The sequence below is a fragment of the Streptomyces sp. NPDC014991 genome, assembly GCF_043080665.1.
In the GTDB taxonomy this organism is placed as follows: domain Bacteria; phylum Actinomycetota; class Actinomycetes; order Streptomycetales; family Streptomycetaceae; genus Streptomyces.
Window position 1 is genome coordinate 16681 of record NZ_JBIBVY010000009.1, and the last position, 12102, is coordinate 28782.

The 12102-nt window shown below is 71.4% G+C and carries 10 protein-coding genes; 2 read left to right on the forward strand and 8 right to left on the reverse strand.

The genetic code is table 11. The annotated features are described in order from the left end of the window. Both ACF1BE_RS16135 and ACF1BE_RS16140 read right to left on the reverse strand, forming a co-directional pair. Entirely contained in the window at window positions 1–1029 is a 1029-nt protein-coding gene (locus ACF1BE_RS16135; RefSeq protein ID WP_392199660.1) for an esterase-like activity of phytase family protein, read from the reverse strand. 53 nt (window positions 1030–1082) lie between these two features. Further along, entirely contained in the window at window positions 1083–2003 is a 921-nt protein-coding gene (locus ACF1BE_RS16140) for a serine hydrolase (RefSeq protein ID WP_392199661.1), read from the reverse strand. Between the two features lie 322 nt (window positions 2004–2325). Between ACF1BE_RS16140 and ACF1BE_RS16145 the strand changes: the two genes are divergently transcribed. Continuing rightward, a complete protein-coding gene (locus tag ACF1BE_RS16145; protein WP_392199662.1) occupies window positions 2326–2706 on the forward strand; it encodes a hypothetical protein in 381 nt (126 codons plus the stop codon). Window positions 2707–2775: 69 nt separating this feature from the next. Here the strand turns inward: ACF1BE_RS16145 and ACF1BE_RS16150 are convergent, their stop codons facing one another. The 6 genes from ACF1BE_RS16150 to ACF1BE_RS16175 all read right to left on the reverse strand — a co-directional run bounded on the left by ACF1BE_RS16150 (window position 2776) and on the right by ACF1BE_RS16175 (window position 10336). Beyond that, on the reverse strand, window positions 2776–3693 hold the full coding sequence (locus ACF1BE_RS16150) for a serine hydrolase (protein ID WP_392199663.1): 918 nt from the start codon (window positions 3691–3693) through the stop codon (window positions 2776–2778). A gap of 153 nt (window positions 3694–3846) precedes the next feature. Continuing rightward, window positions 3847–5202 carry a VanZ family protein gene (locus tag ACF1BE_RS16155; RefSeq protein WP_392199664.1) on the reverse strand — a complete coding sequence of 452 codons (1356 nt, stop codon included), beginning with the start codon at window positions 5200–5202 and terminating at the stop codon, window positions 3847–3849. 71 nt (window positions 5203–5273) lie between these two features. Next, entirely contained in the window at window positions 5274–5765 is a 492-nt protein-coding gene (locus ACF1BE_RS16160) for a hypothetical protein (RefSeq protein ID WP_392199665.1), read from the reverse strand. 391 nt (window positions 5766–6156) lie between these two features. After that, the gene (locus ACF1BE_RS16165) at window positions 6157–7842 is read right to left on the reverse strand and encodes a thiamine pyrophosphate-binding protein (protein WP_392199666.1); all 1686 of its coding nucleotides are present in this window, start codon (window positions 7840–7842) and stop codon (window positions 6157–6159) included. Then, window positions 7839–8819, reverse strand: coding sequence for an agmatinase (gene speB / locus ACF1BE_RS16170; RefSeq protein ID WP_392199667.1), 981 nt, complete (start codon window positions 8817–8819; stop codon window positions 7839–7841). Before speB ends, ACF1BE_RS16165 begins: the two co-directional genes overlap by 4 nt. A gap of 56 nt (window positions 8820–8875) precedes the next feature. Then, window positions 8876–10336 carry a sodium:solute symporter gene (locus ACF1BE_RS16175; protein WP_392199668.1) on the reverse strand — a complete coding sequence of 487 codons (1461 nt, stop codon included), beginning with the start codon at window positions 10334–10336 and terminating at the stop codon, window positions 8876–8878. A gap of 171 nt (window positions 10337–10507) precedes the next feature. On the opposite strand from ACF1BE_RS16175, the gene ACF1BE_RS16180 reads away from it, so the two are divergent. Then, window positions 10508–12094 carry a PucR family transcriptional regulator ligand-binding domain-containing protein gene (locus ACF1BE_RS16180; RefSeq protein ID WP_392199669.1) on the forward strand — a complete coding sequence of 529 codons (1587 nt, stop codon included), beginning with the start codon at window positions 10508–10510 and terminating at the stop codon, window positions 12092–12094. Window positions 12095–12102: the final 8 nt, after the last annotated feature.

Sequence of the window (12102 nt, forward strand, 5' to 3'; positions counted from 1 at the left end):
TCACGGTGTGCGTACCCGCAGGAAGTAGAAGCGGGTGGTCTGGGCGGCGTTCTGGTTGTCGTCGCTGACCAGGAGGACCCGCAGGCGGCCCGTGCGGTCCCGGCCCGTGACCGTCATGCCCTCGATGTTGTCCAGCAGGGGACTGGGCTGGGGCTGCCGGGCCGTCGCGCCCAGGGACGGGCAGTCGGCGATGTCGGCCAGCAGCCTCTTGCCGGCCGGACGCACACCGTCCTGACCCGTCAGGTTCTCGATGCCGCTCGTGTCCGTGGCGTGACGGAGGTCGGCCAGGTAGAGGCGGACCGTGTTGCCCACGCCGGCGGTGAAACCGCGCTCCAGGACGAGCAGGCGGCCGTCGGGGGTGGCCTGGACCTCGGGGACGCCGAGGCCGGCGTCGGTGCGGTAGGCGTACTGGGCGGCGAGCCGGAAGCGGCCGCCCGCGGTGCGCCGCCAGGTCTGGAAGCGGACGATGCCGGCGGTGTCGCCGGAGAGCGCGTACTCCATGGAGGCCAGCAGCGTGCGGCCGCCGGGCAGCAGCGTCAGGCCCTCGAAGGTCCCGTTGGCGGTGGCGCGGCCGGCCGGCGCGGTGCGGAGGGGGTCCGGCACCGGGAGCCGGTCGAGGATCCGGCCGTCGTGGGAGTAGCGGCGCACGGACGGCTCGGTCTCGGAGGTGACCAGCCGGGTGCCGTCGGCGTCGACGACGAGGCCCTCGGAATCGAGGTCGGCGCCCGCCTCGTCGGCGAGGCGGACGGCCGACTCGGGCCGCAGGGTACGGGCGTCCAGGCGGAGCAGGGACGAGCGGTCCTCCAGCGCCGCGAGCGAGCCGTCCCGGTCCACGGCGAGGGCGGAGAGGTTGCCGACGAAAGTGCCGTCGTACGTCGTCTTGTCGAGCGCGTCGGAGAAGCGGTCGAGCTGGACGCGGGGCGAACAGGCGTGGCCGGGCGACGTGTGGGCGGCGGCCGGCCCCGCGGAGAGACAGGTGGCCGCGGCCAGGCCGGCGGTGAGACAGGCGAGTACGGTTCTCAGGCGCATGGCGGTCACCGTAGAACGGGACGGTGTCCGGCGGGAGACCGCCCCGTGAAGCGTCAGTCCCGCGGCGGTACGGCGACGAACGCCTCGCGCGGCTCGCTGGTCGGCGTGTAGCGGGTGACGCCGGAGCCGGCCGGGACCAGGTTCTTGTGGATGGCCTTGGCGACGTTCTGGATGGTGGTGACGCCGTAGTCCATGGTGGCGTTGTCCTGCGTCAGCACCGTGATCATGTAGTCGTGGCCGGCGCCGTTGAAGGTGCCCAGGCTGTGCACGCGCCAGCCGTGCGCGGAGCGTTCGAGCCAGCCGTTCTTGACGTGCACGGAGACGGACGACGGCGCGCCGGCCGGGGTGCCCCAGCGCTGGTCCGCGACGACCTGGCCCATCAACTTCAGGATGTACGCGCGGGAGTTGTCGCTCAGCACGCTGTTCCTGGCGGTGACCAGCCTGAGCAGCTTCTGCTCGTCGGTGACGTTCTCCTGGGTCAGACCCCAGTAACCGTCCGCACCCGGCACGGTGTTCGTCATGCCCGCGGCCGACAAAAATCCCTTGATCTTCGTCAGGCCGAGCTGCTTCCACAACTTGCTGGTCGCGTCGTTGTCCGACTCGGTGATCATGGCCGTGGCGAGCGCGGTCTCGGTGTCGGTCAGGTACCGGTCCTGCTTCTTGGCGTCCCACAGCAGGGCGGCGAGCACGGTGACCTTGACGGTGCTGGCCGAGTCGAACGCGGTGGCGGCGTTCAGCGTGCAGATGGTGTCCGTGGCACGGTCGTACAGGCCGACGGCGACGGTGCCCTCGCGGCTCGCCAGGGCGGCCGTGATGTCCTTCTTCAGCCTGTCGGCCAGTCCGGCCTTGGCGGACGTGCAGGTGACGGCGGGCGTGGGTGCCGCCGCGGCCGGGAGGGCGGTGGTGCCGACGAGCAGCGTGGCGCCGAGAGCGGTCGCGAGCGCGCCGGCTCGGCCGGATATCCGGTGGGTCATGAAGAGCTTTCCCCCTTGAACGTCGTTCGGGCGTCCTGCGGTCGTGCGCCGGCCGCGACACGCGCCGACGGCTGCACGCATGTTCGCAGGCACGACAGTTCAGTGACGCAGGGGGACGGCCATCGGGGCGGGGACCCGTCGACGGACCGGGCGAAACGGACAACACCCCCGCGCCGGCGGCACGTTCCGGCCATCCGGCGCGCCCGCGTGCACTCGTGCGCCCCCGCCGTACCTCTTCCCCCACCGCCACCGGCACCGCGAGGCTCGGCGCCACGGCCGCCGCCCCGTCCCGGAGCGCGGCACGATCAGGGAGGGGAAGACGATGGGAACCACACGAGGCAGACGTCGCGCCGTGACGGGAGCCGTTCTCGCGCTGCTGGCGGGGGTCGGCGCCGTCGCGGCCGCGGAGAGCCCGGCGGCAGCGGCCACCGGGGACGTGCTGATCGTGCAGAAAGGCAGCACGGGCAATCTGGTGACCGTGCAGACCTTCGTGTTCCTTCCGGGCATCGCCGAGCAGAGCGACGGCGTCCAGGCCGGGGCCACCCAGTTCGCGGTCACCAACCTCACGAACCGGACCCTCACCCTGACGGAGAGGACCCCGGCGGGCACCGTCGTCCACAGCGACGCGATCGCCGCCGGCAGGTCCGGCACCTTCGCCGTGACGGGCGGCGACACCGTGGCGCTCACGGTGCCGGCCGACTAGGCGTACGTATCAGAAGGGTTGCCGACACCGGCGGCCGGGCCTCGCGACGGTGGTCGCGGGGCCCGGGCCTCAGCCCCGCGGCGGTACGGCGACGAACGCCTCGCGCGGCTCGCTGGTCGGGGTGTAGCGGGCGGCACCGGCGGTGACCGGCACCAGGTCCTTGTGGATCGCCTTGGCGACGTTCTGGATCGTGGTGACGCCGTAGTCCATGGTGGCGTTGTCCTGCGTCAGCACCGTGATCATGTAGTCGTGGCCGGCGCCGTTGAAGGTGCCCAGGCTGTGCACGCGCCAGCCGTGCGTGGAGCGCTGCAGCCAGCCGTTCTTGACGTGCACGGAGACCGAGGACGGCGCACCGGCCGGGGTGCCCCAGCGCTGCGAGGAGACGACCTGGCCCATCAGCTTCAGGATGTAGGCGCGGGCGTTGTCGCTCAGCACGCTGTTCCTGGCGGTGAAGAGCTTGAGGAGCTTCTGCTCGTCGGTGACGTTCTCCTGGGTCAGACCCCAGTAACCGTCCGCACCGGGAACGGTCTTGGTCATGCCGGCGGCGGTCAGGAAGCCCTTGATCTTCGTCATGCCGAGCTGCTTCCAGAGCTTGCTGGTCGCGGTGTTGTCCGACTGCGTGATCATGGCCTTGGCGAGCGACTGCTCGGTGCTGGTCAGGTACCGGTTGTGCTTCTTGGCGTCCCACAGCAGCGTGGCGAGGACGGTCGCCTTGACCGTGCTGGCCGAGTCGTAGGCGCTGGTGGCACGCAGGGTGCAGGTCGTCTTGGTGCTGCGGTCGTACAGGCCGACGGCGACGGTGCCCTTGCGGTTCGCCAGGGCGGCCGTGATGTCCTTCTTCAGCTTGTCGGCCAGGCCCGCCTTGGCGGACGTACAGCTGACGGTGGGCGCCGTGGCGGCGGCCGGGGTGGCGGCCGGTATGAGCAGCGCGGCACCGACGACGGCGGCCGCGAGCACACCGGCCCGGCCGGATGTCCGGAAAGTCATGGAAAGATCCCCTTGAACGTCGAACGAGCGTCCCCCTGAACGCCGTTGAGCGCACCCGTGCGCTGCCGGAGAAGACTCGCCAGGGGGGCGGACGGTTGTACGTGCGTTCGTAAAACGTCAGTTCCTAGCGGACTCGCACCGACCCGCCTTGCTTCACTCGGAGTAGACCTCACCGGTGCCGGCGTCGACCAACCTCTGTGAGGGCTCGCAGCCGTCGCCGTCCTTGTCGGGGCTGCACCGGGGGTCATCGACGCTCACGGACCACATGACGCGCCAGGGACCCTGCCAGTGCTTGGCACGGTCGGCTTTCAGTACATCCGCCTGGATCCGGAGCGCCTCAACCGCGGTGCCACTCCTGCTCTCTTCCCTCCGGACCATCTCCTCGGCCTGCGCGGCCGAAATCAAGTCGGCCGGAACGTGCACGTGTTGAGGACCGAAGTCGACCAGCAACTGGGAGACGCGTCCGGCACGGTTGATCTGCACATCGAGGCTGCGCGGCATCACCACGCCGCGCTCCTTGAACCGCCAGGACGTGAGCCACCCGAACTCGGCCTTGTGGCCGACGGGCTGAGTCTCGTGCCAAGTCGCTGCCTCGGCCCAAGGATAATGAGCCTTCATGTAGGAGCAGGCGATGCGGTAGGCACTGCGGGCGTCGTCCGGAGTCGCGGAGCCCGGGACGGGGAAGCTCACCTGTGACGGACGGGGGGAATCCTCGAAGCTCACGCTCAGTTGCCGTCCGCCCGGCCACATCAACCGGGCGGGGAACCCGCCTGCCATCTGGATGGACATCCAGCCGTTGTAGCCGTCGAGACCGGGGCTGACCCGCAGGGCGCCGACCGGGTACCGGTCGCCGAAGGCCTGGCGGATGACGCGTCCGGCGGCTGCGCGCTCGTCGTCGTTCGCGTCCCGGATCGTGGAGCCGTTCAAACTGTAGGGAGTGATCGCGGTCTGGACGACGGCCAGCCCGGTCACTGCCAGCGCCCCGGCCACGATCAGTGTGGGCCTGGCCCATGAACGCCACGCCACACGGCCCCGCACCAGCGCGAGCGCGCCGGCAACACCGACCACGCCACCGATGATGTTCATCTCCACATCGGCGCTGTCGCAGACGCCACTCGCGAACCACGCGAGGGCCTGTGCCAGTTCGATCAGGCAGGGCAGCGCCATGACACCGGCCAACGCGGGCAGCGGGCGGCGCAGCGCGAGCAGACCGAACAGTCCGAGCGGAACGAAAATCGCCAGGTTCCACAGACCTTGCGTGGTGTGGAACGGCTCGGTGATCTCGTGGTTGATCACACACTCGGCCCGGCCCGACTCACCACCCCGGAGCGCGAGGGTGACACCGAGGATTCCGGTCAGGCTGAACGCCAGCGGCGACCACCAGAGCGGGTGGGCTGCTCGACAGCGTCGGGCGACGGCCCACGCAATCAGCCCCACGATCGCGGCGACAACGGTGAGCCCGGCGAGGAACCACAGATCGTCACCGAAAACAGCGGAAAACACATCCATGCTCTTTCTCGGCCAGGTGCCTCGAAGCGCCCCCGAGGAATGCTCGAGGGCGCCCGGGAAGCGAGTTCAGGTCAGCACTTCTGAATAGGAGTCTGGACCTTGTTGCCGCCCTTCTCCTGCAGGAGACCGATCGACGACTTGCACTCCTGGTTGCGTGCCCCGAAGGGCCAGGACTTCGTCTTCGTCTGGCCCTTCTTCTGCGTGAAGTAGCCACTCCAGTGCTCATGGCCATTCGCGCTGTAGCCGAGCCGCAGCGTGGCAGTGCCACCGCCGGTCTTCTGGTAGAAGGTGACGGCACGCGTCTCCGTGTCGTACGTCTTCTTGCCGTGGAACAGCCGCCCGTTGTCGAGCTTGGTGCACCGCATCCAGGGGACGTCGGTCGACCCGTCGTGCTCGCAGTTGTCAGGGAAGATGGAAACAAGCCCCGACGGCTCGTCGGTCGAGGTGTCGACCTCGTCGCCGGACTGATCGATGTCGCTTTCGGCGGCTGGGGTCACGGTCGAGGACGATTCGGCCGGCGCCTCGTCGGCGGCGTACCCGACGGCCGGAGTCAGAGCGAACATGAGCGCCGCACCGACGGTCACGGCCCTACGGGCATGACGAACAGAACGCATGAGATATGCCTCCCCGAAATCCAATGAAACCAAGGACGCCCGCGGCCCCGATTGCTCGGGCCCGCTCGGAGAGCAGGAAGTGATCATCAGGCGCACTCCAAGGACATGGCCGTGCGCAAGGTTTGGCCGCAATAGCGGCACATGTGTTACTCCCCGTGAGCGCCACCGAAGTCCTCGACAGCGCACGCTCCGATGGTTTGGTCAGAACCTCGGACGTCGTGATCAAGTTACACCAGAAAAGCGCACTGTTCACACGTTTTTAGGTTCCCGGCGGACACTGCGGGCTATCAGCCCAGATGCGTGGCCCTGTGCCGCTGAGTCCGTCCCCCCGGACAACCGCCTAGCCCAGGTGTGTCGGTGCGAACATCCTCAGTAGCGCCGGGAGTACGACCACCGACGGGCCGGGGGATGCCAGTGCCTTCGTCAGGTCCTTCTCCAAGGTGTCCGGGGTCGTACGGACCGCGGGGACGCCGAAGGACTCCGCGAGGGCGACGTAGTCGGGGCGGGTCAGTTCGGTCGCCGTCGCCTGGCCGAAGGTGTCCGTCATGTATTCGCGGAGGATGCCGTAGCCGCCGTCGTCCACGATCAGCCAGGTGACCGGGAGGTCGTACTGGCGGGCCGTGGCCAGTTCCGCGACGGAGTACAGGGCGCCGCCGTCGCCGGACACCGCCAGCACCGGGCGGGTCGGGTCGGCCGTCGCCGCGCCGAGTGCCGCCGGGAACCCGTAGCCGAGGCCGCCGGCGCCCTGGGCCGAGTGCATGGTGTTGGGGCCTTGCGCGTCGAAGGCGGACCAGGCCCAGTAGGCCAGGATGGTCATGTCCCAGAAGGACGGGGAGTCGGCCGGCAGGGCGCGCCGGACGGAGGCCAGCACCTCTTGCTCCAGGGAGAGTTCCTGGGCGGCGATGCGGTCGGTGACCCGCGCGAGCAGGGTCCGTACCCGCTCCGGCGCCGTGTCGTCCTTCCGCTCCTCCACCGTCTCCAGCAGGGCCTGGAGGGCGAGGCGGGCGTCCGCGTGGATGCCGAGGGCCGGGTGGTTGGACTCCAGTTTGCCGGGGTCCGCCTCGATCTGGATCACCCGGCCCCGGGGCTTGAACGTGTGGTAGTTCGAGGACAGTTCACCGAGGCCCGACCCGACCACCAGGAGCACGTCCGCGTCCTCCAGGAAGTCCGTCGTGTACCGGTCCTCCAGCCAGGACTGCAACGACAGGGGGTGTTTCCAGGGGAACGCGCCCTTGCCGCCGAAGGTCGTCACGACCGGTGCCTGAAGCCTCTCGGCCAACAGGCGCAGCTTGCCTGACGCGTCCGACCGTACGACTCCGCCGCCCGCGATGATCGCCGGGCGGGCGGCGCTCGACAGCAGGTCCGCGGCCACCGCCGTCAGTTCGGGGCGCGGGGCCAGGTCGTCGGGGGTCGCGTCCATCGCCGTCACCACGGGCAGGGTCGTCTCCGCGAGGAGCACGTCCTGCGGGATCTCCACCCACACCGGGCCGTGCGGGGCGGTGAGCGCCGACTTCCAGGCCGCGGCGACGGCGGAGGGGATCTGGGACTGGGCGCGGACGGTGTGGACCGACTTGACGACACCCCGGAACGAGGCCGCCTGGTCGGGAAGTTCGTGGAGGTAGCCGTGCCGGCCGCCGCCCAGGCCCGCCGTCGGGATCTGGCTGCTGATCGCCAGGACCGGGGCGGAGGCGGCCGCCGCCTCCTGGAGGGCGGCGAGCGAGGTCAGGGCGCCCGGGCCCGTCGACAGCAGCAGCGGGGCCGCCTCGCCGGTGATCCTGCCGTAGGCGTCCGCCGCGAAGCCCGCGTTGTTCTCCACCCGCAGGCCGACGTAGTGGAGAGTGGAGCGGCGCAGCGCGTCGAACATGCCGAGGGCGTGCTGGCCGGGCAGACCGAACACCGTGGTCGCGCCGAGCCCGGCCAGCGTCTCCACGACCAGGTCTCCGCCGTTGCGGCCGGCGGGCGGGTTCAGCGCGGCCTCCGTCTGCGCGGCCGTCGGGCGGAGCACCAGGTCGTGGTCGTGCGTCACTTCGCTGCCGCGTCCTTCCGGGCCGCCGCGATCTGGCGGCTCATGATGGTGGTGAGTTCGTACGCCGTGTGGGAGGCGGCGACCGAGGTGATCTCGGCGTGGTCGTACGCCGGCGCCACCTCGACGACGTCCGCCGAGACCAGGTTGCAGGAGGCCAGGCCGCGCAGGATCTCCAGGAGTTCGCGGGAGGTCATGCCGCCCGCCTCCGGGGTGCCGGTGCCGGGCGCGTGGGCCGGGTCGAGGCAGTCGATGTCGATGGAGATGTACAGCGGGCGGTCGCCGATGCGCTGGCGCAGCTGGTCGGCGACCTCGTCGGCGCCGCGACGGTAGATGTCGGCGGAGGTGACGATGCCGAAGCCCATCTTCTCGTCGTCGGTGAGGTCCTGCTTGCCGTACAGCGGGCCTCGGGTGCCGACGTGGGAGAGCGCCTCGGTGTCGAGGATGCCCTCCTCGACGGCGCGGCGGAACGGGGTGCCGTGGGTGTACTCGGCGCCGAAGTAGGTGTCCCACGTGTCGAGGTGGGCGTCGAAGTGGAGCAGGGCGACCGGGCCGTGCTTCTTCGCGACCGAGCGCAGCAGCGGCAGGGCGATGGTGTGGTCGCCGCCGAGGGTCATCAGGCGGGCGCCGGTGCCGAGCAGCTCGTCCGCGGCGGCCTCGACGGTCTCCACAGCCTCGTTGATGTTGAACGGGTTCACGGCGATGTCACCGCCGTCCGCGACCTGGGCGAGGGCGAACGGGGACGCGTCCTGCGCGGGGTTGTACGGGCGCAGCAGCCGGGACGCCTCGCGGATGGCGTTGCCGCCGAAGCGGGCGCCCGGCCGGTACGAGACGCCGGAGTCGAACGGCACGCCCACGACGGCGACATCGGCGGTGCCGACCTCGTCGAGGCGGGGCAGCCGGGCGAAGGTCGCGGGGCCGGCGTACCGCGGGATGCGGGAGGAGTCCACGGGGCCGCGGGGCGTCTCGTTGCTGCTCATGGTCGAATGCCTTCTTTCCTGCGCTTCGTCGCGCATGTACTGCTTTCCCTACGACTCTACTGGTGAGCCGGGGCTGGTTCGGACACGAGTTCGGGGGGCCGGCCGGCGAGGCGTTCGCGCCAGGCGGCGAGGATCGTCTCGTCGGTGGGCTTCGTCGCCAGGGACACGGCGACGTAGGCCAGGAGGGAGGCCGGCAGGCCGTAGTAGACGGGCTCGTCGGCGAGGATGCCGTAGCCCGCCATGAGCCCGATGACGGCGACGCCGCCGACGACGACCGAGGCCAGCGCGCCCCGGGCCGTGCCCCGCTTCCAGAGCAGGCCGCCGAGGACGGGCACGAGCAGGCCGCCGACGAGCAGGTTGTAGGCCACGGTGAGGGCCTCGACCACGTTGTTCAGGGCGATCGCGGTGCCGATCACGGCCACGCCCATGACGAGGATGAAGGCCCGGTTGCCCGCGACCTCGTCGTGGCCGTCACCGTCCCGTCGTACGGCACCGCGCAGGCGGGACCAGATGTCGTTGTTGGCGACCGTGGCACAGGCGATCAGGGCGCCGGAGGACGTCGACATCACGGCGGCGAGGGCGGCGGCCAGCACCAGTCCGCGCACACCGACGGGGAGTTCGTCCCTGACGATGGTGGCGAAGGCGTCGTCGGGGCTGCCCAGGTCGGGGTAGAGCACCTTGGCGGCCGTGCCGATCACCGCGCCGGCGAGAGCGTAGGCCAGACAGTACGTTCCGGCCACCGTGCCGCCCCACCTGGCGGTCCTGTCGCTGCGGGCGGTGAACACGCGCTGCCAGATGTCCTGGCCGATCAGCATGCCGAACGTGTAGATCAGGACGTAGGTGAAGACGGTGTCGCCGCCGATGCCCAGCGGGTCGAAGTACGAGGCCGGCAGCTCGGCCCTCATCTGCGAGAATCCGCCCGCCCTGACGACGGCGACCGGCAGGAGCAGGAGCAGCACGCCGACGGTCTTGACGACGAACTGGACCATGTCCGTGAGCGTGATCGACCACATGCCGCCGAGGGTGGAGTACGCGACGACGATGGAGCCGCCGAGGACGATCGCGACCGTGCGGTTCATGTCGAACAGGACGTCGAAGATCGTGGCGTAGGCGATGGTGGACGTCACCGCCAGCATGAGGGTGTACGCCCACATCACCACGCCCGAGATGACTCCCGCCCGGCCGCCGTAGCGCAGGTCGAGCATCTCGGAGACCGTGTAGACCCTCAGGCGGGCGATGCGCGCGGAGAAGAGGACCGACAGGGCGAGCAGGCCGAGGCCGATGGTGAGGACCATCCAGGCGCCGGACAGGCCGTACCGGTAGCCGAGACCCACGCCGCCGATGGTGGAGGCGCCGCCGAGGACGATCGCCGCCATGGTGCCGGAGTACATGACGGGGCCGAGGCGGCGGCCGGCCACCAGGAAGTCGCTCTTGGACCTCGCCCGGCGCATGCCCCACCACCCCATGCCCAGCATGCCGGCGAGATAGACGACGATCACTGTGTAGTCGACGGCCATGGGCGGTGCTCCTTCGCTGACTCCGGTGGCGTGTCGTGCGGGGACCTGAGGGTGTGACGGCAGCGGATCGCGGGGACATCCGCCCGTACCCGCGGCTGCCGTTCCCCGTCGACACTAGGTGGCCGGAAAGCGGCTGCGAAGAGTACGTTTCATCCACAGGAGCGGGGCGGGATGGAGGAAACGCACACCATGCCGGAGACGATCGCCCCAGCGGTTCCCCCGACCCCGCCCGTGCCGCTCGCGGCCCTGCTGGCCCGGGAGGACCTCGGCCTGCGGCAGATCGCGGGGCCCGCGGACCCGGGCGCCGTCATCCACTGGGCGCACACCTCGGAGATGGCCGACCCGTACCCGTATCTGCTGGGCGGCGAGCTGCTGCTGACGGCCGGCGTGCACATCCCGCAGGCGGCGGAACCGGGGACGTACTTCGACGACTACGTCTCCCGGATCGTGGCCGCGGGCGGCGCGGCCCTCGGCTTCGGCCTGGCACCGGTGCACGACACGGTGCCCCGCGCCCTGGCCACCGCCTGCGACCGCCACGGCCTGCCGTTGCTGGAGGTCCCGCCCGAGACCACCTTCTCCGGCGTGGCCCGCGCGGTGTGGCAGTTGATGGCGCAGGCCCGGCTGGCCGAGCTGCGCCGCGTCACGGAGGCCCAGCAGAGCCTGGCAGCCGCGGCCTCCCGCCCGGACCCGGTGCCGTCGGTCCTGCGCCGGCTGGCCCAGCGGCTGGGCGGGCACGCGGTCCTGCACGGCCCCGACGGCACCGCGATCGCGGCGGCGGGCCGGGAGCCGGCGCAGGGCGTGCGCGCGGCACTGGCGGAACTGGCCGGCGTGGTCAGACCCACGGCCGGACCGACGACGGACCACACGCCGGGCGGCGGACCCGGCACGTCGGGCGGCGGCCCCGGGCCCCTGCCCGCCTCCGCCACCGACACCCTCGGCTCCACCCATCTCGCCGTCTACGCCCTCGGTGCCGGTGAGGGTTTCGTGCTCGGTGTGGCAACGCCCCGCCGGGAGCCCGGTGATCACACCATCGCCTCCGTGGCCGCCGTCCTGCTGTCCCTGCTGACCGGTGAGCACCGCAGCGGCACCGGCACCGCCCGGTCCTCCGCGCTGGTACGGCTGCTGCTGGGCGCCCCGCCCGAGGAGGTGGCGCCCCTGCTGGGCGCCGGTGAGTGGCTCGTCGTGCACGCGCGGCCGGACCGGCAGTCGCCGCCCGGCGCCCCGCTCGGCCCGGAGCGGGGCGGCCCGCACGACGCCGTCTCCGCCTCCGCCCTCGGCGCCGCCCTGGGGTCACCGCTGGTCGACGTCGGCCGGGACTTCGTACGGGTGCTGGTGCCGGCCGGGCGGGAACCGGAGCCGCAGCCCGGCTGGACGCTCGGGATCAGTGCCGCCGTGGCGCCGTGCGACTGGCCGGCCGGCGACACCCAGGCGGCCCGGGCCCTGGCCCGCGCCCGCGCCACCCGCGCCCGCCTGGTCCGGCACAGCGCCCGGCCGGCCCTGACGGACCTGGTGCCCCGGGCGGAGGCGCGGGCGCACGCCCGGACGCTGCTCGCACCCCTCGCCGGGCAGCCGGCGCTCACCGAGACCCTGCGCACCTGGCTGTCACTGCACGGCGGCTGGGACCGTACGGCGGTGGCGCTGGACGTGCACCGCAACACCGTGCGGCAGCGGATCGCCCGCTGCGCGGCCCTGCTGCCGGCCGACCTGGACGACCCGGACGTGCGCATGGAACTGTGGTTCGCGCTGCGGCAGGAGTGACGAACGGG